Consider the following 21,811-nt stretch of genomic DNA (forward strand, 5'->3'; position numbering starts at 1 on the left):
TTCCCCTTAACCGCGAGCCTTGGCTGCTGGACGTACAACCAAGTTGCCGCCAGTAGCGCCAGGAACAGCACCCTTGACCAACAACAGATTGCGTTCAGCGTCCACGCGCACTACTTCCAGGGACTGCACGGTCACGCGCTCAGCGCCCATATGACCGGACATTTTTTTGCCCTTGAATACACGACCAGGAGTCTGGCACTGGCCGATAGAGCCTGGAACGCGGTGGGACACGGAGTTACCGTGGGTATTATCTTGCCCGCGGAAGTTCCAACGCTTGATCGTACCCTGGAAGCCTTTACCCTTGGACTGACCGGTTACATCAACCAGTTGACCAGCGGCGAAGATTTCAGCGTTGATCAGATCGCCGGCCTGGTACTCGCCTTCTTCAAGACGGAATTCCATTACGGTACGACCAGCGGCAACGTTCGCTTTAGCGAAGTGGCCAGCTTGAGCAGCTGTAACACGCGAAGCACGACGCTCGCCTACAGTGACTTGCACTGCACGATAGCCATCGGTCTCTTCAGTTTTGAACTGGGTGACGCGATTCGGTTCGATCTCAATGACCGTGACCGGAATGGAGACACCTTCTTCGGTGAAAATACGGGTCATACCGCATTTACGACCGACTACACCAATAGTCATGTTGTAAACCTCATGAGTGTACGGGGCTTTCACCCGCTATGGCCGCCCATTTCAGAGCGTTACACGACTAAGACCGAGTCTTAGCCGAGGCTGATCTGCACTTCCACACCGGCCGCAAGATCAAGCTTCATAAGAGCATCAACGGTTTTATCCGTTGGCTGGACGATGTCCAGAACGCGCTTATGAGTACGGATCTCGTACTGGTCACGCGCGTCTTTGTTGACGTGCGGGGAGACCAGAACGGTGAACCGCTCTTTACGGGTAGGCAGTGGAATTGGACCACGCACTTGAGCACCAGTACGTTTCGCGGTTTCCACGATTTCCTGGGTGGATTGGTCGATCAGGCGATGGTCAAAAGCCTTCAACCTGATACGGATTTGCTGATTTTGCATTGGATTTCAGACTCCGGCTGCTATTCCCAGCGAGCGCAATACGCCCGTTAAAAGGAGGCGCAATTCTATAGACGGGTTTCTACAGTGTCAACCCAATAAAAAAGCCCCCGCTAGGCGGGGGCTTTTTCAAGTCATCACTTATTAAGCGATGATTTTGGCTACGACGCCAGCGCCGACGGTACGACCGCCTTCACGAATAGCGAAACGCAGACCATCTTCCATTGCGATGGTTTTGATCAGGGTGACAACCATTTTGATGTTGTCGCCTGGCATTACCATTTCAACGCCTTCCGGCAGTTCGCAGTTACCGGTCACGTCAGTGGTCCGGAAGTAGAACTGTGGACGGTAGCCTTTGAAGAACGGAGTGTGGCGACCGCCTTCTTCTTTGCTCAACACGTACACTTCAGCTTCGAAGGTAGTGTGCGGCTTAACCGAACCTGGCTTGACCAGAACCTGGCCACGCTCAACGTCGTCACGCTTGGTGCCGCGCAGCAGCACGCCGCAGTTCTCGCCAGCACGACCTTCGTCGAGCAGCTTACGGAACATTTCAACACCGGTGCAGGTGGTGACAGTAGTGTCACGCAGACCAACGATTTCCAGTGGATCCTGAACCTTGACGATACCGCGCTCGATACGGCCAGTTACAACAGTACCGCGACCGGAGATCGAGAATACGTCTTCGATTGGCATCAGGAACGGCTTGTCGATAACACGGACTGGATCTGGGATGTAGCTGTCCAGAGTCTCAACCAGTTTACGAACGGCAGTGGTGCCCATTTCGTTGTCGTCTTGGCCGTTCAGAGCCATCAGAGCCGAACCGATGATGATCGGAGTGTCGTCACCTGGGAAGTCGTAAGTGCTCAGCAGGTCGCGCACTTCCATCTCAACCAGTTCCAGCAGCTCAGCGTCGTCAACCATGTCAGCCTTGTTCAGGAAGACAACGATGTACGGAACGCCTACCTGACGGGACAGCAGGATGTGCTCACGGGTTTGTGGCATCGGACCATCAGCGGCCGAGCAAACCAGGATAGCGCCGTCCATCTGCGCAGCACCGGTGATCATGTTCTTCACATAGTCAGCGTGACCTGGGCAGTCAACGTGAGCGTAGTGACGGATCAGCGAGTTGTATTCAACGTGCGCGGTGTTGATGGTGATACCACGAGCCTTTTCTTCTGGAGCGCTGTCGATTTTATCGAAAGCAACAACAGCGGAACCGAAAACTTCGGAGCAGACGCGAGTCAGAGCAGCGGTCAGCGTGGTTTTACCGTGGTCGACGTGACCGATGGTGCCAACGTTGACGTGCGGGAGGGTACGGTCAAATTTTTCTTTAGCCACGACAATTAACTCCTAGCCTAAAGGGGCTGAATCAGCCTTGTTTTTTGGTAACGGTTTCGACGATGTGCGACGGAGCCGTATTGTATTTTTTGAATTCCATAGAGTAGCTTGCGCGACCTTGGGACATGGAACGAACGTCGGTTGCGTAACCGAACATCTCACCCAACGGAACCTCGGCGCGAATCACTTTGCCGGAAACCGTGTCTTCCATACCCAGGATCATGCCGCGACGACGGTTAAGGTCGCCCATCACGTCACCCATATAGTCTTCAGGCGTAACAACCTCTACCGCCATGATCGGCTCAAGCAACTCACCACCGCCCTTCTGGGCCAGTTGCTTGGTCGCCATGGAAGCAGCCACCTTAAACGCCATCTCGTTGGAGTCGACGTCATGGTAGGAACCATCAAACACGGTAGCCTTCAGGCCGATCAGCGGATAGCCGGCAACAACGCCGTTCTTCATCTGCTCTTCGATACCCTTCTGGATAGCCGGGATGTATTCCTTAGGAACCACACCACCTACTACTTCGTTCACGAATTGCAGACCTTCCTGACCTTCGTCAGCAGGAGCAAAGCGAATCCAGCAGTGACCGAACTGGCCACGACCGCCGGATTGACGAACGAACTTACCTTCGATTTCACAGTTCTTCGTGATGCGCTCACGATAGGAAACCTGAGGCTTACCGATGTTGGCTTCGACGTTGAACTCACGGCGCATCCGGTCAACCAGGATGTCCAGGTGCAACTCGCCCATGCCGGAGATGATCGTTTGACCAGTCTCTTCATCAGTCTTGACGCGGAAAGACGGGTCTTCCTGAGCAAGTTTGCCCAGAGCGATACCCATTTTTTCCTGGTCGTCCTTGGTCTTAGGCTCTACGGCAACCGAAATAACCGGCTCCGGGAAGTCCATGCGAACCAGGATGATTGGCTTGTCAGCGTTGCACAAAGTCTCACCAGTGGTGACGTCCTTCATGCCGATCAAGGCCGCGATGTCGCCAGCGCGCACTTCCTTGATTTCTTCACGGGCGTTTGCGTGCATTTGCACCATACGACCCACGCGCTCTTTCTTGCCTTTAACCGAGTTGATCACGCCGTCACCGGAGGCCAACACGCCCGAGTAAACTCGAACGAAGGTCAAGGTACCCACGAATGGGTCGGTAGCGATCTTGAACGCCAGAGCCGAGAACGGCTCGCTGTCGTCTGCGTGACGCTCCATTTCCTTGGTCTCGTCATCCGGGTCAGTACCCTTGATGGCAGGAATGTCGGTTGGAGCAGGCAGGTAGTCGATAACGGCGTCGAGAACCAGGGGAACACCCTTGTTCTTGAAGGAAGAACCGCAAACAGCCAGAACGATCTCACCAGCGATAGTACGCTGACGCAGAGCGGCCTTGATTTCCGCGTTGGTGAGTTCTTCACCTTCGAGGTACTTGTTCATCAGCTCTTCGCTGGCTTCGGCCGCAGCCTCAACCATATTACCGCGCCACTCGTCAGCCAGTTCCTGCAGTTCAGCAGGGATAGGCTTACGAACTGGAACCATGCCTTTGTCAGCATCATTCCAATAAACAGCTTCCATAGCCAACAGATCGATCTGACCCTGGAAGTTATCTTCGGAACCGATAGCCAACTGGATTGGCACCGGAGTGTGACCCAGACGCTGTTTGATCTGACCGATCACGCGCAGGAAGTTCGCACCAGCACGGTCCATCTTGTTTACGTAAACAAGACGTGGAACGCCGTACTTGTTGGCTTGACGCCATACGGTTTCCGACTGAGGCTCAACACCCGAGGTACCGCAGAACACAACGACCGCGCCGTCGAGAACACGCAGGGAACGTTCAACTTCAATAGTGAAGTCAACGTGGCCTGGGGTGTCGATGACGTTGAAACGGTATTGGTCCTTGTGCTGCTTCTCGGAACCCTGCCAGAAGGCGGTAATAGCAGCAGAAGTAATGGTAATACCACGCTCCTGCTCCTGCACCATCCAGTCTGTGGTCGCGGCGCCGTCATGCACCTCGCCCATTTTGTGACTTTTGCCAGTGTAAAAAAGGACGCGCTCGGTGGTGGTGGTTTTACCAGCATCCACGTGAGCAACGATACCAATGTTACGGTAGCGGTTAATCGGTGTAGTACGAGCCATAAAGCCCTCGCAAAATTAGTGACGCTAAAATTAGAAGCGGTAGTGCGAGAAAGCCTTGTTGGCTTCAGCCATACGGTGCACGTCTTCACGCTTCTTAACTGCAGCACCTTTACCTTCAGCGGCGTCCAACAGTTCGCCAGCCAAACGCAGAGCCATAGACTTCTCGCCGCGCTTGCGGGCGAAGTCTACCAACCAGCGCATTGCCAGGGCGTTACGACGGGACGGACGAACTTCGACCGGAACCTGGTAAGTAGCACCGCCTACACGGCGCGACTTCACTTCGACCAGCGGAGCGATGGCGTCGAGAGCTTTCTCGAAGATTTCCAGGGGATCGCTGTTCTTGCGTTCTTTAACCTTTTCCAGCGCGCCATAAACGATACGTTCGGCAACGGCTTTCTTGCCGCTTTCCATAACGTGGTTCATGAACTTGGCCAGGATTTGGCTTCCGTATTTTGGATCGTCAAGCACTTCGCGCTTGGCTGCTACGCGTCTTCTTGGCATGGATAAGCCCTCAAACGGTCTTCAGGTTCGCTCGGAATCGGTGCCCTTTCGGGACGCCTCCGACCTTACTCTTATCGACTCAGAAAAATAGAAAATCAGTTTTTACAAAAAGCCGCTACTACTTAGGCTTCTTGGTACCGTACTTCGAACGACCCTGGTTACGACCTTTAACGCCGGAAGTATCCAAAGAACCGCGCACGGTGTGGTAACGAACACCTGGCAAGTCTTTTACACGACCGCCGCGGATCAGTACCACGCTGTGCTCTTGCAGGTTGTGGCCTTCACCGCCGATGTACGAGGAAACCTCGAAACCGTTGGTCAGACGCACACGGCATACTTTACGCAGTGCCGAGTTAGGTTTTTTCGGCGTGGTGGTATACACACGAGTGCATACGCCACGACGTTGCGGGCAGTTCTGCAGCGCAGGCACGTCGGATTTCTCGACGATACGCTTACGCGGCTGACGTACCAGCTGGTTGATAGTTGCCATCTACTAGCTCCACTGTTGTCTTGCGACGCTATTGTCTTGCAAGAAAAGCAAAATGGCAGGAACGAATTCCCGCCAAATTTAGGGGTACAAGAGTCTAAAGAGGATCTTGTCCCCAGTCAAGGCAAGGCCCCGACCTCCCCGCTCATCCAACCTCGACAAATTGTCTCGATTCGATGAACGGAACGACCGGGGCCCCACACTCATTTACTGCAGAACTCAGTTACCGCTCGAGTTCAGTGCTTCGGTCAGTGCAGCTTCCACTTCACTGGCGCTTACGCGCAACGGTTTGTCAGCATCACGGCGGCGCTTACGCTCGCTGTGATAAGCCAGACCGGTACCGGCCGGGATCAGACGACCCACGACTACGTTTTCTTTCAGGCCGCGCAGGTAATCGCGCTTGCCGGTTACCGCCGCTTCGGTCAGTACGCGAGTGGTTTCCTGGAAGGAAGCCGCCGAGATGAACGATTCGGTGGACAACGACGCCTTGGTGATACCCAACAGCACGCGAGTGAACTTGGAAACGAATTTCTCGTCGCCAGCCAGACGCTCGTTCTCTACCAGAACGTGAGTCAACTCCATCTGGTCGCCCTTGATGAAAGTCGAGTCGCCGGATTCAGCGATTTCAACTTTACGCAGCATCTGACGCAGGATGGTCTCGATGTGCTTATCGTTGATCTTCACGCCTTGCAGACGATAAACGTCCTGGATCTCGTTCACGATGTACTTGGCCAGCGCACTCACACCCAGCAGACGCAGGATGTCGTGTGGATCGCTCGGGCCGTCGGAGATAACTTCGCCGCGGTTTACCTGTTCGCCTTCGAAGACGTTCAGGTGACGCCACTTCGGAATCAGCTCTTCGTACGGATCGGTACCGTCGTTCGGGGTGATAACCAGACGGCGCTTGCCTTTGGTCTCTTTACCGAACGCGATGGTGCCGCTGACTTCAGCCAGAATCGAGGCTTCTTTCGGACGACGGGCTTCGAACAAGTCGGCAACACGCGGCAGACCACCGGTGATGTCGCGGGTTTTCGAAGTTTCTTGCGGGATACGAGCGATAACATCACCGATCGCAACCTGCACACCATCCGCTACACCGACCAGGGCGTTAGCCGGCAGGAAGTACTGAGCCGGTACGTCGGTACCTGGCAGCAGCAGATCCTTGCCATCGACACCGACCATCTTAACGGCAGGACGGATGTCTTTACCGGCAGCTGGACGGTCTTTGGCGTCGAGTACTTCAATGTTGGTCATACCGGTCAATTCGTCAGTCTGACGCTTGATCGTGATGCCTTCTTCCATGCCCACGTAGGTCACGGTACCTTTCATTTCGGTAACGATTGGGTGAGTGTGCGGATCCCACTTGGCCACGATTGCGCCAGCGTCGACCTTGTCACCTTCTTTAACCGAAATCACAGCACCGTACGGCAGCTTGTAACGCTCGCGCTCACGACCGAAGTCATCAGCGATTGCCAGCTCACCGGAACGGGACACCGCAACCAGGCAACCATCCACTCGCTCAACGTGCTTCAGGTTGTGCAGACGGACGGTACCGCCATTCTTCACCTGAACGCTGTCAGCTGCGGAGGTCCGGCTTGCCGCACCACCGATGTGGAACGTACGCATGGTCAGCTGAGTACCCGGCTCACCGATGGACTGGGCAGCGATAACGCCGACCGCTTCACCGATGTTCACCTGGTGACCACGAGCCAAGTCACGGCCGTAGCACTTGGCGCAAATGCCGTAGCGGGTTTCGCAGCTGATCGGCGAACGCACGATCACTTCGTCGATGCTGTTCAGCTCGATGAACTCGACCCACTTCTCGTCTACCAGCGTGCCGGCAGGAACGATGATTTCTTCGCTACCAGGCTTGAACACGTCACGGGCAATGACACGACCCAATACGCGCTCACCCAGCGGCTCAACAACGTCACCGCCTTCAATGTGCGGAGTCATTACCAGGCCATGCTCGGTGCCGCAATCGATCTCGGTCACAACCAGATCCTGCGCCACGTCTACCAGACGACGAGTCAGGTAACCGGAGTTCGCAGTTTTCAACGCGGTATCCGCCAAACCTTTACGAGCACCGTGAGTGGAGATGAAGTACTGAAGTACGCTCAAACCTTCACGGAAGTTCGCAGTAATCGGCGTTTCGATAATGGAACCGTCCGGCTTGGCCATCAGGCCACGCATACCGGCGAGCTGACGAATCTGCGCAGCAGAACCCCGTGCGCCCGAGTCGGCCATCATGTACATCGAGTTGAAGGACTCTTGGTCGACTTCGACGCCATGACGGTCGATGACTTTCTCTTTCGAGAGGTTGGCCATCATCGCCTTGGAAACTTCGTCGTTCGCCTTGGACCAAAGGTCGATCACTTTGTTGTACTTCTCGCCCTGGGTTACAAGGCCGGAGGCGTACTGACTTTCGATCTCTTTCACTTCATCAGTAGCAGCATTGATGATGCGGGCTTTTTCATCCGGGATAACGAAGTCGTTAACACCGATGGAAACGCCGGAAATGGTCGAATAGGCAAAACCGGTGTACATCAACTGGTCAGCGAAGATCACGGTCTCTTTCAAACCAACCACGCGGTAGCACTGGTTGATCAGCTTGGAGATCGCTTTTTTCTTCATCGGCTGGTTGACGACGTCGTACGACAGGCCAGGCGGAACAACCTGGAACAACAGCGCACGGCCGACAGTGGTGTCGACGATACGGGTGTTCTTGACGCTGCCACCATCGCGATCGTTGACGGTTTCGTGGATCCGCACTTTAACTTTAGCGTGCAATGCGGCTTCGCCAGCACGGAACACACGGTCAACTTCCTGCAGATCCGCGAACACACGACCTTCGCCTTTGGCGTTGATCGCTTCACGAGTCATGTAGTACAGACCCAATACAACGTCCTGCGACGGAACGATGATTGGCTCACCGTTGGCTGGCGACAGAATGTTGTTGGTCGACATCATCAACGCACGCGCTTCCAACTGGGCTTCCAGTGTCAGCGGTACGTGCACGGCCATTTGGTCGCCGTCGAAGTCGGCGTTGTACGCAGCACAGACCAACGGGTGCAGCTGGATAGCCTTACCTTCGATCAGTACCGGTTCAAACGCCTGGATACCCAGACGGTGAAGGGTCGGTGCACGGTTGAGGAGAACCGGGTGTTCGCGGATTACTTCAGCGAGAACGTCCCAAACTTCCGGCAGCTCGCGCTCGACCATCTTCTTGGCAGCTTTGATGGTGGTAGCGAGACCACGCATTTCCAGCTTGCCGAAAATGAACGGCTTGAACAGCTCGAGAGCCATCTTCTTCGGCAGACCGCACTGGTGCAGACGCAGGGTCGGACCTACGGTAATTACCGAACGACCGGAGTAGTCAACACGCTTACCGAGCAAGTTCTGACGGAAACGACCTTGTTTACCCTTGATCATGTCAGCCAGGGATTTCAGAGGACGCTTGTTGGAACCGGTGATAGCGCGGCCACGACGACCGTTGTCGAGCAGTGCATCGACGGCTTCCTGCAACATACGCTTTTCGTTGCGCACGATGATGTCCGGAGCGGACAGATCGAGCAGACGCTTCAAGCGGTTGTTACGGTTGATCACTCGACGATACAGATCGTTGAGGTCGGAAGTCGCGAAGCGACCACCATCCAGCGGGACCAGTGGACGCAGATCTGGCGGCAGAACCGGCAGAACGGTCAGCACCATCCATTCTGGAAGGTTGCCGGAACCCTGGAAGGCTTCCATCAACTTCAGACGCTTGGACAGCTTCTTGATCTTGGTTTCGGAGTTGGTTTGCGGAATTTCTTCGCGCAGACGGCCAATCTCGTGCTCCAGGTCGATAGCGTGCAGCAGTTCACGGACAGCTTCGGCACCCATGCGGGCATCGAAATCGTCGCCGAACTCTTCCAGCGCTTCGAAGTACTGCTCGTCGTTCAGCAGCTGACCTTTTTCAAGGGTGGTCATGCCCGGGTCGATAACGACATAGCTCTCGAAATAGAGAACGCGTTCGATATCACGCAGGGTCATGTCCATCAGCAAGCCGATACGCGACGGCAGCGATTTCAGGAACCAGATGTGGGCAACCGGCGAAGCCAGTTCGATGTGCGCCATGCGCTCACGACGAACTTTAGCCAGCGCGACTTCAACGCCGCACTTCTCGCAGATCACACCACGGTGCTTCAAGCGCTTGTACTTACCGCACAGGCACTCGTAATCCTTTACCGGGCCAAAGATCTTGGCGCAGAACAGGCCGTCACGCTCAGGTTTGAACGTACGGTAGTTGATGGTTTCCGGCTTTTTAACTTCACCGAACGACCACGAACGGATCATCTCAGGCGATGCCAATCCAATACGGATGGCGTCGAACTCTTCGACTTGACCCTGGTTTTTCAGCAAATTCAGTAGGTCTTTCAAGGCCTTTCCTCCTGGCGGAGCAGAGAGCGGGCAATCCTGCCCCGCTCTCGATTCGCGTCACGTGTTATTCGGTTTCCAGATCGATATCGATGCCGAGGGAACGAATTTCCTTGATCAACACGTTGAAAGACTCGGGCATGCCCGGCTCCATACGGTGATCGCCATCCACGATGTTTTTGTACATCTTGGTACGGCCGTTCACATCGTCCGACTTCACTGTGAGCATTTCTTGCAGAGTGTAAGCGGCACCGTATGCTTCCAGTGCCCAGACCTCCATCTCCCCGAAACGCTGACCACCGAACTGTGCCTTACCACCCAGCGGCTGCTGGGTAACCAGGCTGTACGAACCGGTAGAACGAGCGTGCATCTTGTCGTCTACCAAGTGGTTCAGCTTCAGCATGTACATGTAGCCAACAGTAACCGGGCGCTCGAACTTGTTGCCGGTACGGCCGTCGGTCAGCTGCATCTGGCCGCTTTCTGGCAGGTCTGCCAGTTTCAGCATGGCCTTGATTTCGCTTTCCTTGGCACCGTCGAACACTGGAGTGGCCATTGGAACGCCGCCACGCAGGTTCTTCGCCAGATCCAGGATTTCCTGGTCGGAGAAGCTATCCAGATCTTCGTTACGACCGCCGATCTGGTTGTAGATCTCGTCGAGGAATTTACGAAGTTCAGCGACTTTGCGCTGTTCTTCGATCATCCGGTTGATCTTCTCGCCCAGACCTTTAGCCGCGAGGCCGAGGTGAGTTTCAAGGATCTGACCAACGTTCATACGCGAAGGTACGCCCAACGGGTTGAGGACGACGTCGACCGGGGTGCCATTGGCATCGTGCGGCATGTCTTCAACCGGCATGATCACGGAGACCACACCTTTGTTACCGTGACGACCGGCCATCTTGTCGCCCGGCTGGATGCGACGACGGATTGCCAGGTAAACCTTGACGATTTTCAGCACGCCTGGAGCCAGGTCATCGCCCTGCTGCAGTTTGCGCTTCTTGTCTTCGAACTTGTCGTCCAGCAGACGGCGACGATCAACGATGTAGGCCTGGGCCTTCTCGAGTTGCTCGTTCAGAGCATCTTCAGTCATGCGCAGTTTGAACCACTGACCATGCTCAAGACCGTCGAGCACTTCGTCGGTGATGTCCTGACCTTTCTTCAGGCCGGCGCCGCCTTCGGCTTTGTGGCCGACCAGAGCGGAACGCAGACGTTCGAAAGTTGCGCCTTCAACGATACGGAACTCTTCGTTCAGGTCCTTGCGGATCTCGTCGAGTTGAGTCTTCTCGATCGACAGTGCACGAGCATCACGCTCTACGCCGTCACGAGTGAAGACCTGTACGTCGATGACGGTACCCTTGGTGCCGGTAGGCACACGCAGGGAGGTGTCTTTAACGTCGCTGGCTTTTTCACCGAAGATGGCACGCAACAGCTTCTCTTCCGGAGTCAGTTGGGTCTCGCCTTTCGGAGTGACCTTACCAACCAGAATGTCGCCTGCGCCAACTTCAGCACCTACGTAAACGATACCGGCTTCGTCCAGCTTGTTCAGAGCAGCTTCACCCACGTTCGGGATGTCGGCAGTGATTTCCTCTGGCCCAAGCTTGGTGTCACGTGCCACACAGGTCAGTTCCTGAATGTGGATCGTGGTGAAGCGATCTTCTTGAACAACTCGTTCCGACAGGCAGATGGAGTCTTCGAAGTTGTAACCGTTCCAGGCCATGAACGCGATGCGCATGTTCTGACCCAGCGCCAGTTCACCCATGTCGGTGGACGGACCGTCGGCCATGATGTCGCTACGCTGAACACGATCACCTTTACGCACCAGCGGACGCTGGTTGATGCAGGTGTTCTGGTTGGAACGGGTGTATTTGGTGAGGTTGTAGATGTCGACACCAGCTTCACCGGTTTCAACTTCATCATCAGCAACACGAACCACGATACGGCTGGCATCAACGGAATCGATCACGCCGCCACGACGAGCCACGACGCAAACGCCGGAGTCACGAGCTACGTTACGCTCCATGCCGGTACCGACCAGCGGCTTGTCAGCGCGCAGGGTTGGTACAGCTTGACGCTGCATGTTCGAACCCATCAACGCACGGTTGGCGTCATCGTGCTCGAGGAACGGGATCAGCGACGCTGCAACCGAAACAACCTGCTTCGGCGAAACGTCCATCAAGGTGACGTCTTCCGGCGCCTTGACGGTGAACTCGTTCAAGTGACGAACAGCTACCAGTTCGTCGATCAGCATTTTCTTGTCGTTCATCGTGGCCGAAGCCTGGGCGATCACGTGATCAGCTTCTTCGATGGCGGACAGGAAAACGATCTCGTCGGTGACCAAAGCGTCTTTCACCACGCGGTACGGGCTCTCGAGGAAGCCGTACTGGTTGGTGCGCGCATAGGCAGCCAGGGAGTTGATCAGACCGATGTTCGGACCTTCCGGCGTTTCAATCGGGCATACACGACCGTAGTGAGTCGGGTGTACGTCACGAACTTCAAAGCCAGCACGCTCACGAGTCAAGCCGCCAGGGCCGAGTGCAGACACACGACGCTTGTGGGTGATCTCGGACAGCGGGTTGTTCTGGTCCATGAACTGGGACAGCTGGCTGGAACCGAAGAACTCTTTCACCGCCGCAGCCACTGGCTTGGCGTTGATCAGGTCTTGCGGCATCAGGCCTTCGCTTTCAGCCATCGACAGACGCTCTTTGACCGCACGCTCAACACGTACCAGGCCAACGCGGAACTGGTTTTCAGCCATTTCGCCTACGCAGCGAACACGACGGTTACCCAGGTGGTCGATGTCATCGACGATGCCTTTACCGTTACGGATGTCGACCAGAGTCTTCAGGACCGCAACGATGTCTTCCTTGCACAACACGCCCGAACCTTCGATCTCGGTACGACCGATACGACGGTTGAACTTCATCCGGCCGACCGCAGACAGGTCATAGCGCTCAGGGCTGAAGAACAGGTTGTTGAACAGAGTCTCGGCAGCGTCTTTGGTTGGCGGCTCGCCTGGACGCATCATGCGATAGATCTCGACCAGCGCTTCCAATTGGTTGCTGGTGGAGTCGATCTTCAGAGTGTCGGAGACGAACGGACCGCAGTCGATATCGTTGGTGTACAGAGTTTCGATGCGAACAACCTGGGACTTGGCGATTTTCGCCAGGATCTCGGTGTTCAGCTCGGTGTTGCACTCTGCAAGGATTTCGCCGGTTGCCGGATGCACGATGACCTTGGCTGTAGTGCGGCCCAGGACGTAGTCCAGAGGCACTTGCAGCTCTTTGATCCCTGCCTTTTCCAGCTGGTTGATGTGGCGAGCAGTAATACGACGACCTTGCTCGACAATAACCTTGCCTTTGTCATCCAGGATATCCAGGACAGCAATTTCACCGCGCAGGCGATGAGGCACCAGTTCCAGGCTGAGGTTTTCACCTTGCACGTGGAAGACGTTGGTGGTGTAGAACGCGTCCAGCACTTCTTCAGTGGTATAGCCGAGCGCGCGCAGCAATACCGATGCAGGCAGCTTGCGACGACGGTCAATACGCACGAATACGCAGTCTTTCGGATCGAACTCAAAGTCCAACCACGAACCGCGGTAAGGGATGATGCGCGCGGAGTACAGCAGTTTACCGGAGCTGTGCGTCTTGCCACGGTCGTGGTCGAAGAACACGCCCGGGGAACGGTGCAGCTGGGAAACGATTACACGCTCGGTACCGTTGATTACGAAGGTACCGTTCTCAGTCATCAGGGGGATTTCACCCATGTAGACTTCTTGCTCTTTGATGTCCTTGATCGCTTTGTTCGACGATTCTTTGTCGAAAATGATCAGGCGCACTTTTACCCGCAACGGTACGGCGTAAGTTACACCGCGCAATACGCATTCTTTGACATCAAATGCCGGTTCGCCCAGGCGATAACCGACGTACTCCAGCGCAGCATTGCCGGAGTAGCTGATGATCGGGAAAACGGATTTGAAGGCCGCATGCAGGCCCACGTCGCGGAACTGATCTTTAGTCGCTCCCGCTTGCAAGAATTCACGATACGAATCCAGCTGGATGGCCAGGAGGTACGGCACATCCATGACGTCCGGCAACTTGCTAAAGTCCTTGCGGATACGTTTTTTCTCAGTATATGAGTAAGCCATCAGCGTTCCCCAGCTTGGTCACCTGCTTGTTTGGCCCCTCCCGACGGGAGCAGCCAGAAAATCGTGCAAACCCCATGGTTTGCTCCACCGCATCGGGTGGTTACAGCTCGTTACCAGCACCGACCCAGTCGGCTGCCAATAACGGAAAAAGGCCGGTGGCAAGAGCCACCAGCCATCAGCCTTTCGCTTAACGCTCGGGCTGGAGACGCAAAGTCGATGCTTACTTCAGCTCGACTTTAGCGCCTGCTTCTTCCAGAGTGGCTTTGGCTTTGTCAGCTGCGTCTTTCGAAACAGCTTCCAGAACCATGGCAGGAGCGCCGTCAACTACAGCCTTGGCTTCTTTCAAGCCCAGACCGGTCAGTTCACGTACTGCCTTGATCACGTTAACTTTCTTCTCGCCAGTTTCGGTCAACATGACGTTGAATTCGGTTTGCTCTTCAGCAACAGCGGCAACAGCGGCTGGGCCGGCGGAAGCAGCAGCAGCGGAAACGCCGAATTTTTCTTCGAAAGCTTTGATCAGCTCAACAACCTGCAGAACCGACATTTCAGCTACGGCGTTGAGGATATCTTCTTGGGAGATAGACATTACTGTATTTCCTGAATTGGGGGACGGCCTACGCGGCCATCGAAATAAACAAAAATACGCGAAAGGAGATGCTCAGCCTTAGGCTGCAGCAGCTTCTTTTTGCTCGCGAACTGCAGCCAGAGTACGAGCCAACTTGCTGGTAGCGCCTTGAATCACGCTCATCAGCTGAGAAATAGCTTCGTTACGGGTCGGCAGTGTTGCCAGTACGTCGATTTGGTTAGCTGCGAGGAACTTGCCCTCGAACGCAGCTGCCTTGATCTCGAACTTATCCTGACTCTTGGCGAATTCCTTGAACAAACGGGCAGCAGCGCCTGGATGATCCTTGGAGAACGCGATCAGAGTCGGGCCGGTGAACACGTCGTTGAGGACACTGTATTCAGTGCCAGCAACAGCGCGCTTGAGCAGGGTGTTACGTACAACACGTACGTATACGCCAGCTTCACGAGCCTCTTTACGGAGTCCGGTCATTGCGCCTACTGTCACACCGCGGGCATCAGCCACAACAGCAGACAGGGCAACTTTGGCAGCCTCGTTGACTTCAGCGACGATGGCCTTCTTGTCTTCGAGATTAATTGCCACGGGTTTAACTCCTGCTTGTTACCGTTTCATCCAACCGGAGCCGGATGTCGTTTTGGTGTCTGATTCGGTAAGGAACCGGGAGCACCATCTGCGTAGGCTTGAGGTTTAAGACTTGCGCCGCCTACGGTCTTGGATAGCCCCCGCCAGGCAGGGACCCCAATCTTTCAATTGGCGCAATCGCTTGCGCCAACCTGTGTCTTACGCGTCGAGCGAGCCTTGGTCGATGACCAGACCTGGACCCATGGTGGTGCTCAGGGTAACGCGCTTGACGTAAATACCTTTCGAAGAAGCTGGCTTGATACGCTTCAGATCAGCGATCAGGGCTTCAACGTTTTCCTTCAGCTTGACGGCGTCGAAACCGACTTTGCCAACGGAGGTGTGAATGATGCCGTTTTTGTCGGTGCGATAACGAACCTGACCAGCCTTGGCGTTTTTAACCGCGGTAGCTACGTCTGGGGTTACGGTGCCGACTTTAGGGTTAGGCATCAGACCACGTGGGCCGAGGATCTGACCCAACTGACCAACAACGCGCATTGCATCCGGGGATGCGATAACTACGTCATAGTTCAGGTCGCCGCCTTTCATTTCGGCAGCCAGATCGTCCATACCTACACGGTCAGCGCCGGCAGCCAGAGCGGCCTCAGCAGCTGGCCCCTGGGTGAACACAGCAACGCGAACAGTCTTGCCAGTGCCGTGCGGCAGCACAGTAGCGCTACGAACGACCTGGTCGGATTTACGCGGGTCAACGCCCAGGTTAACAGCAACGTCGAACGACTCGCTGAACTTGACAGTCGACAGCTCAGCCAGCAGAGCAGCAGCGTCTACAAAGTTGTAGGCCTTGCCTGCTTCGATTTTGCCGGCGATAGCCTTTTGACGCTTGGTCAACTTAGCCATTACACACCCTCCACGTTAAGGCCCATGCTACGAGCAGAACCGGCGATAGTACGCACGGCTGCGTCCATATCAGCTGCAGTCAGATCCGCGTTTTTGGTTTTCGCGATTTCTTCCAGCTGAGCACGGGTCACGGTGCCAACCTTAACGGTGTTCGGACGAGCAGAACCGCTAGTCAGACCAGCAGCCTTCTTCAGCAGAACCGAAGCAGGTGTGGATTTGGTTTCGAAAGTGAAGCTACGGTCGCTATAGACAGTGATGATCACTGGAGTCGGCAGACCAGCTTCAAGACCCTGAGTACGGGCGTTGAAAGCCTTGCAGAATTCCATGATGTTCACGCCGTGCTGACCCAGAGCAGGACCAACAGGTGGGCTTGGGTTAGCCTGAGCGGCCTTCACTTGCAGCTTGATGTAAGCGGTAATCTTCTTGGCCATGAGGCACTCCAATTACGGGTTCGAACGCCTCGAAAGGCTCCCCGGTTACTTGCGCGTTTATCCCAGTGACGACAAAACCCCACAGCCTAGGGCTGCGGGGTTGGGATGCTTGCTCAGCTAGACCTTTTCGACCTGACTGAACTCTAACTCTACCGGAGTAGAGCGACCGAAAATAAGCACTGCCACTTGGATTCGGCTCTTTTCGTAGTTAACTTCTTCGACCGTGCCAGTGAAATCAGCAAACGGCCCATCGTTGACACGCACCGATTCGCCTGGCTCGAAGAGTGTCTTCGGCTTCGGCTTGTCGCTACCGTCAGCAACGCGACGCAGAATCGCTTCTGCCTCTTTATCTGTGATCGGTGCAGGCTTATCGGCGGTACCGCCAATGAAACCCATCACCCGAGGAGTATCCTTGACCAAGTGCCAAGTCCCCTCGTTCATATCCATTTGGACCAGCACATAACCTGGGAAGAACTTGCGCTCGCTTTTGCGTTTCTGGCCATTACGCATTTCAACCACTTCTTCAGTGGGAACCAGAATTTCGCCGAAGCCATCTTCCATGCCAGCCAGCTTTACGCGCTCTACCAACGAGCGCATGACATGCTTCTCGTAACCGGAGTAAGCATGCACAACGTACCAACGCTTAGCCACGGGACACCCTTAGCCGACAATCAAGGAAACAAGCCAGCCGAGGAGGGAGTCAAGCCCCCACAACAGCAACGCCATAACCAGAACAACAGCCACAACAATCAACGTGGTCTGCGTGGTTTCTTGGCGAGTTGGCCATACGACTTTACGAATCTCGGTGCGAGCTTCCTTAACCAGTACAAAGAAAGACTTGCCCTTGACTGTCTGCAGGCCTACAAAGGCAGCTAAAGCAGCAATGGCGAGCAAAGCTAGTACGCGGTACAGGATCGGCGAAGCAGAGTAATACTGATTGCCAACAACGCCAACAACCACCAAAGCGACTACTACTAGCCACTTGAGCAGATCGAAGCGAGAGCCTTGAGCTTCAGCTTTAGGAGTCATCTATGAAGATCCTGTGAAAAGAAAGCCAGACACACCAAGTGAATCTGGCAGGTCAGGAGGGAATCGAACCCCCAACCTACGGTTTTGGAGACCGTCGCTCTGCCAATTGAGCTACTGACCTAAAACAAAATCAGGCCGACCATTATGCCGGCCTGAAAAAGACATTACAACAACTTACTCGATGACTTTAGCCACGACACCAGCGCCGACGGTACGACCGCCTTCACGGATAGCGAAACGAAGACCATCTTCCATCGCGATGGTTTTGATCAGGGTAACGGTCATCTGAACGTTATCACCCGGCATCACCATTTCAACGCCTTCTGGCAATTCGCAGTTACCGGTCACATCCGTAGTACGGAAGTAGAACTGTGGACGGTAACCCTTGAAGAACGGCGTATGACGACCACCCTCCTCCTTGCTCAGAACATAAACCTCTGCAGTGAACTTGGTGTGAGGCTTGACAGTGCCTGGCTTGACCAGGACCTGGCCACGCTCGACATCATCACGCTTGGTGCCACGCAGCAGCACACCACAGTTCTCGCCAGCACGACCTTCGTCGAGCAGCTTGCGGAACATCTCAACACCAGTACAAGTAGTTTTGACAGTGTCACGAAGACCCACAATCTCAACTTCTTCCTGAATGCGAACAATGCCACGCTCAACACGACCAGTCACAACAGTGCCGCGACCGGAGATCGAGAACACATCCTCGATCGGCATCAGGAACGGCTTGTCGATAGCACGCTCAGGCTGCGGAATGTAGCTATCCAGAGTCTCAACCAACTTCTTGACGGCAGTAGTACCCATCTCGTTGTCATCTTGACCGTTCAACGCCATCAGCGCAGAACCAATGATGATCGGAGTGTCATCACCTGGGAAATCGTAAGTACTCAGCAGATCGCGCACTTCCATCTCAACCAGCTCGAGCAGCTCCGCATCATCTACCATGTCAGCCTTGTTCAGGAAGACAACAATGTACGGAACGCCAACCTGGCGAGAGAGCAGGATATGCTCGCGGGTTTGCGGCATCGGACCATCAGCGGCCGAGCAAACCAGGATCGCGCCATCCATCTGAGCAGCACCGGTGATCATGTTTTTTACGTAGTCAGCGTGACCTGGACAGTCAACGTGTGCGTAGTGACGCACGGCCGAATCGTATTCAACGTGAGCGGTGTTGATGGTGATGCCACGAGCTTTTTCTTCTGGGGCGCTATCGATTTTATCGAAGTCGACCTTTGCCGAACCGAAAACTTCGGAGCAGACACGAGTCAAGGCTGCGGTCAGAGTAGTTTTGCCATGGTCTACGTGACCGATGGTACCTACGTTGACGTGCGGCTTATTACGTTCGAACTTTTCCTTAGCCATCGAAATAACTCCCAGCAGAAGAATTGAGCAAGTAACATCAGCCATTAAAACAAAGGCAGATATTTTCATATCTGCCTTGTTATATGGAGCTCTTGAGCGGATTTGAACCGCTGACCTCACCCTTACCAAGGGTGTGCTCTACCAACTGAGCTACAAGAGCGCAACACTTTGCAGGACCTGCAAACTTGGAGCGGGTAGCGGGAATCGAACCCGCATCATCAGCTTGGAAGGCTGAGGTTCTACCACTAAACTATACCCGCGGAGCTTGCAGCTCTCGCTAAAAATGGTGGAGGGGGAAGGATTCGAACCTTCGAAGTCGTAGACGTCAGATTTACAGTCTGATCCCTTTGGCCGCTCGGGAACCCCTCCTAAGCGAGCCGGCATTCTATATCATGCCAGCCTTCTGTCAAGCATTTTCTCATTAAAAACCTGAGGTTAGCTGCGTTGACCTCGTTTCGCACTGTTTACCGTAGAAGGTCTTCACTGCGAAGCGGGCGCCATTCTATTCAAACTATTCGACGGGTGCAACCCCCTCGCATGGCATTATTTTATGTTTTAACTCATTGAATTCTTTAGAAAGGTTTTGCAGCTTCGAGTCATCCAGTAAACGCCGGCTTTCAGGCGTCACACGGAGCCAAAATCCTCCAGGTTCCAGGGCATCCTTAGGCAAGACCTGAGCCTTGATCTCCAAACCACTCAACCGACGCTCGATCGCCTGTACCGTTTCCTGACGAGCAAAACCTCCCACATAGAGGCAATCACCGTCCGCCTGGAGAGGCTTACCTTTATCGCGAGCAACGTCAGTCGTCTCGCTCAACAAACGTATGTCCTGCTGAGAGCCTCGATACAAGTTCAGGGGCGTCACATCCTTCGCACGAAGGGGCGCCTCTTGTTGATGCCAGACGTAATAAAAAACATTGAGGACGACCAGCAACAGAAACAACCAACGCATAAGAACCTCAGGGCAAGGGACACGCCATAGCCAAACCTACAAACACCAGATCAGGAACCACCCTGGCATCAGGCACGATCCCGGCAACCAGGTCAGCATCACCACCAGTGAGGAATACAGTGAAACCCTCTCCCCAATAGCTGCGCGCCAGCTGGAGCTGGGTCAGGACAAAACCCTGAAGCATCAAGGAACACCCCCTCTCAACTGCCTCTACAGTTGTGCGACCAGGCACAAGGCTTTCCAGAGCGCGCTCAGCCGCAAGATCGCCATAGCGGATTCTTCGGGTATGGGTGCGCAACTGATTGCGCATCAAGGGCATACCTGGACAAATGAATCCCCCAAGATGCTCTCCGTCGCTCGCAATAAAGTCTGCAGTGACCGCCGTGCCGAAATCCAACACAAGACAGGCGCCCGAAGCTAGGTGGAACCCTCCAAGCATCGCAAGCCATCGATCAAGACCAAGCCTTTCATAATCATCGTAGCCATTACGGACGCCGGACATTTCGCGGGCAGACACCGCACACATGACGGACACCCCAAACGCGTCAGTCAAAAGGCAAATCAGGGCACTGGTTTCTTCACCAGTCCTGACACTCACCAATCGACAATGCTTGAGAGCCAACCCATTGACCTGCTTCAAGCTCTCCAGCAAGGCAAGATCCGAATCGACAATACCTTCCGCAACCACTGACCGGACGTCCGCACCGAGCAACCGCCACTTTATAAAGCTATTACCGCAGTCGAGCTCAAGAATCATCACGCAACCTCAAACTGAGCTCACCGCCACTAAAGACTTTTTCCACATCACCCACCTTCAAGCGCAAGGCACCCTGATTATCGATACCCATTACAACGCCATCTATCTGGTTGACGCCGGCAATCAATGAGACAGCCCGCCCCTGCCACAGATGGTTTTGCTCCCACTCATCATGGCTGGCTGAAAAGCCGTCGCGCTGATGACGCTCCAAGTAAGCCTGGAGCATCAAACCCAGCTCCACCACCAAGAGATTGCGGTCAAACACCCTGCCAGACTCAAGCCGCATGGACGTCCACTGCTGATCAACCTCTTCAGCGGCCTGCATGTTCACATTGATTCCAACACCTAACACTACGTGGCACACGTCAGCAGGATCGCCCACCAACTCTAGGAGTATCCCCGCGATCTTTTTCTGACCAACAAGAAGGTCATTGGGCCATTTTAGCCCCACCCCGGAAACCCCCTGCTTTCGCAAGGCATGCATTACCGCAAGCCCTACGACCAAACTCAAGCCTTCCAGCTGCCGCATACCACCCTCGATGCGTAGCACGAGGCTGTAATAGATGTTTTCTGCAAATGGACTCACCCATTTACGACCTCGCCTTCCGCGACCAGCAGTCTGTCGCTCTGCCAGTACCAGGAACGGCGCAGCCCTACCTCGCCCGATAGCGCGCAAGGCTTCAGCATTAGTAGAGTCAATAGAGTCAAAAACCTGCGCAGGCCAACCGCAAATAGACGACTTTTCATCTATTTCCACAGGATCAAGTAGCGTCAATGGCGCAGCCAATTGATAGCCGCGACCGCGTACCTTATGAATTGACAGACCCAATTCAGCCTCTAAAAGCTGAAGCTGCTTCCACACAGCACTTCGACTGACACCCAAGGCTATGCCCAAGGCCTCACCTGAATGGAATCGGCCATCCTTTAGAAGCTTTAACAAAGTCAGCATGCAAGTCCCGCCTCACAATGAGGCCCGAATGATAGCCATGCCCCGAGCCGTTGCATAGAAACCCTATTGAGCGGATTTTTCTTCGGACAAAACAAAACCCCTACCTGCATACGCAGATAGGGGTTTCGGAATTTAATCTTGACGATGACCTACTCTCACATGGGGAAACCCCACACTACCATCGGCGATACATCGTTTCACTGCTGAGTTCGGGA

General features: G+C 54.7%; 18 protein-coding genes and 4 tRNA genes. All 22 read right to left on the bottom strand.

Features of this window, described 5'->3' with window-relative positions; all coding sequences use genetic code 11:
- Positions 1-6 precede the first annotated feature (6 nt).
- The 22 genes from rplC to birA all read right to left on the bottom strand — a co-directional run bounded on the left by rplC (position 7) and on the right by birA (position 21,596).
- Entirely contained in the window at positions 7-642 is a 636-nt protein-coding gene (rplC, locus tag FQ192_RS32190; RefSeq protein WP_003186059.1) for a 50S ribosomal protein L3, read from the bottom strand.
- 80 nt (positions 643-722) lie between these two features.
- Entirely contained in the window at positions 723-1,034 is a 312-nt protein-coding gene (rpsJ, locus tag FQ192_RS32195) for a 30S ribosomal protein S10 (protein ID WP_003186070.1), read from the bottom strand.
- A gap of 141 nt (positions 1,035-1,175) precedes the next feature.
- Positions 1,176-2,369, bottom strand: a complete 1,194-nt coding sequence (gene tuf, locus FQ192_RS32200; protein WP_008145495.1) for an elongation factor Tu — start codon at positions 2,367-2,369, stop codon at positions 1,176-1,178.
- A 31-nt stretch (positions 2,370-2,400) separates the two neighbouring features.
- A complete protein-coding gene (gene fusA, locus FQ192_RS32205) occupies positions 2,401-4,506 on the bottom strand; it encodes an elongation factor G (RefSeq protein WP_064680057.1) in 2,106 nt (701 codons plus the stop codon).
- A 30-nt stretch (positions 4,507-4,536) separates the two neighbouring features.
- On the bottom strand, positions 4,537-5,007 hold the full coding sequence (rpsG, locus tag FQ192_RS32210) for a 30S ribosomal protein S7 (RefSeq protein WP_002555493.1): 471 nt from the start codon (positions 5,005-5,007) through the stop codon (positions 4,537-4,539).
- 118 nt (positions 5,008-5,125) lie between these two features.
- Positions 5,126-5,497: a 30S ribosomal protein S12 gene (rpsL, locus tag FQ192_RS32215; protein WP_002555494.1), complete on the bottom strand. Its 372-nt coding sequence runs from the start codon at positions 5,495-5,497 to the stop codon at positions 5,126-5,128.
- 216 nt (positions 5,498-5,713) lie between these two features.
- The gene (gene rpoC, locus FQ192_RS32220) at positions 5,714-9,913 is read right to left on the bottom strand and encodes a DNA-directed RNA polymerase subunit beta' (RefSeq protein ID WP_149662055.1); all 4,200 of its coding nucleotides are present in this window, start codon (positions 9,911-9,913) and stop codon (positions 5,714-5,716) included.
- 64 nt (positions 9,914-9,977) lie between these two features.
- Positions 9,978-14,051 (bottom strand): DNA-directed RNA polymerase subunit beta, encoded by a 4,074-nt coding sequence (rpoB, locus tag FQ192_RS32225; RefSeq protein WP_123596816.1) that lies wholly within the window; start codon positions 14,049-14,051, stop codon positions 9,978-9,980.
- Positions 14,052-14,271: 220 nt separating this feature from the next.
- Positions 14,272-14,637: a 50S ribosomal protein L7/L12 gene (gene rplL, locus FQ192_RS32230; RefSeq protein WP_149662056.1), complete on the bottom strand. Its 366-nt coding sequence runs from the start codon at positions 14,635-14,637 to the stop codon at positions 14,272-14,274.
- Between the two features lie 78 nt (positions 14,638-14,715).
- The gene (gene rplJ, locus FQ192_RS32235) at positions 14,716-15,216 is read right to left on the bottom strand and encodes a 50S ribosomal protein L10 (RefSeq protein ID WP_149662057.1); all 501 of its coding nucleotides are present in this window, start codon (positions 15,214-15,216) and stop codon (positions 14,716-14,718) included.
- Positions 15,217-15,414: 198 nt separating this feature from the next.
- Complete coding sequence (gene rplA, locus FQ192_RS32240) at positions 15,415-16,110, bottom strand: 50S ribosomal protein L1 (protein ID WP_019693883.1); 696 nt, start codon at positions 16,108-16,110, stop codon at positions 15,415-15,417.
- Positions 16,110-16,541, bottom strand: a complete 432-nt coding sequence (gene rplK / locus FQ192_RS32245) for a 50S ribosomal protein L11 (protein ID WP_003228756.1) — start codon at positions 16,539-16,541, stop codon at positions 16,110-16,112. The genes rplA and rplK overlap by 1 nt, the downstream gene beginning before the upstream one ends.
- Before the next feature lie 117 nt (positions 16,542-16,658).
- A complete protein-coding gene (nusG, locus tag FQ192_RS32250; RefSeq protein WP_007896622.1) occupies positions 16,659-17,192 on the bottom strand; it encodes a transcription termination/antitermination protein NusG in 534 nt (177 codons plus the stop codon).
- Positions 17,193-17,201: 9 nt separating this feature from the next.
- Positions 17,202-17,570, bottom strand: a complete 369-nt coding sequence (gene secE, locus FQ192_RS32255; protein ID WP_149662058.1) for a preprotein translocase subunit SecE — start codon at positions 17,568-17,570, stop codon at positions 17,202-17,204.
- Between the two features lie 45 nt (positions 17,571-17,615).
- Positions 17,616-17,691 (bottom strand) — tRNA-Trp (locus tag FQ192_RS32260).
- Between the two features lie 53 nt (positions 17,692-17,744).
- On the bottom strand, positions 17,745-18,938 hold the full coding sequence (gene tuf, locus FQ192_RS32265) for an elongation factor Tu (RefSeq protein ID WP_007896619.1): 1,194 nt from the start codon (positions 18,936-18,938) through the stop codon (positions 17,745-17,747).
- A gap of 84 nt (positions 18,939-19,022) precedes the next feature.
- Positions 19,023-19,098: transfer RNA gene (locus FQ192_RS32270), tRNA-Thr, on the bottom strand.
- A 26-nt stretch (positions 19,099-19,124) separates the two neighbouring features.
- A tRNA-Gly gene (locus tag FQ192_RS32275) sits at positions 19,125-19,198 on the bottom strand.
- A 24-nt stretch (positions 19,199-19,222) separates the two neighbouring features.
- Positions 19,223-19,307: transfer RNA gene (locus FQ192_RS32280), tRNA-Tyr, on the bottom strand.
- A 142-nt stretch (positions 19,308-19,449) separates the two neighbouring features.
- Positions 19,450-19,890: a hypothetical protein gene (locus FQ192_RS32285; protein WP_149662059.1), complete on the bottom strand. Its 441-nt coding sequence runs from the start codon at positions 19,888-19,890 to the stop codon at positions 19,450-19,452.
- A 7-nt stretch (positions 19,891-19,897) separates the two neighbouring features.
- Positions 19,898-20,647, bottom strand: coding sequence for a pantothenate kinase (locus FQ192_RS32290; protein ID WP_149662060.1), 750 nt, complete (start codon positions 20,645-20,647; stop codon positions 19,898-19,900).
- Positions 20,637-21,596, bottom strand: a complete 960-nt coding sequence (gene birA, locus FQ192_RS32295; RefSeq protein ID WP_149662061.1) for a bifunctional biotin--[acetyl-CoA-carboxylase] ligase/biotin operon repressor BirA — start codon at positions 21,594-21,596, stop codon at positions 20,637-20,639. The genes FQ192_RS32290 and birA overlap by 11 nt, the downstream gene beginning before the upstream one ends.
- Positions 21,597-21,811: the final 215 nt, after the last annotated feature.

This window comes from Pseudomonas sp. ANT_J12 (genome assembly GCF_008370045.1).
In the GTDB taxonomy this organism is placed as follows: Bacteria; Pseudomonadota; Gammaproteobacteria; order Pseudomonadales; family Pseudomonadaceae; genus Aquipseudomonas.

Coding starts and splice junctions, on each gene's coding strand:
- rplL (WP_149662056.1), bottom strand. CDS start 14,637: ATGTCTATCTCCCAAGAAGATATCCTCAACGCCGTAGCTGAAATGTCG.
- rpsJ (WP_003186070.1), bottom strand. CDS start 1,034: ATGCAAAATCAGCAAATCCGTATCAGGTTGAAGGCTTTTGACCATCGC.
- rpsL (WP_002555494.1), bottom strand. CDS start 5,497: ATGGCAACTATCAACCAGCTGGTACGTCAGCCGCGTAAGCGTATCGTC.
- fusA (WP_064680057.1), bottom strand. CDS start 4,506: ATGGCTCGTACTACACCGATTAACCGCTACCGTAACATTGGTATCGTT.
- birA (WP_149662061.1), bottom strand. CDS start 21,596: ATGCTGACTTTGTTAAAGCTTCTAAAGGATGGCCGATTCCATTCAGGT.
- secE (WP_149662058.1), bottom strand. CDS start 17,570: ATGACTCCTAAAGCTGAAGCTCAAGGCTCTCGCTTCGATCTGCTCAAG.
- rplK (WP_003228756.1), bottom strand. CDS start 16,541: ATGGCCAAGAAGATTACCGCTTACATCAAGCTGCAAGTGAAGGCCGCT.
- rplC (WP_003186059.1), bottom strand. CDS start 642: ATGACTATTGGTGTAGTCGGTCGTAAATGCGGTATGACCCGTATTTTC.
- FQ192_RS32285 (WP_149662059.1), bottom strand. CDS start 19,890: ATGCGTTGGTTGTTTCTGTTGCTGGTCGTCCTCAATGTTTTTTATTAC.
- rpoB (WP_123596816.1), bottom strand. CDS start 14,051: ATGGCTTACTCATATACTGAGAAAAAACGTATCCGCAAGGACTTTAGC.
- FQ192_RS32290 (WP_149662060.1), bottom strand. CDS start 20,647: ATGATTCTTGAGCTCGACTGCGGTAATAGCTTTATAAAGTGGCGGTTG.
- rpsG (WP_002555493.1), bottom strand. CDS start 5,007: ATGCCAAGAAGACGCGTAGCAGCCAAGCGCGAAGTGCTTGACGATCCA.
- rplA (WP_019693883.1), bottom strand. CDS start 16,110: ATGGCTAAGTTGACCAAGCGTCAAAAGGCTATCGCCGGCAAAATCGAA.
- tuf (WP_007896619.1), bottom strand. CDS start 18,938: ATGGCTAAGGAAAAGTTCGAACGTAATAAGCCGCACGTCAACGTAGGT.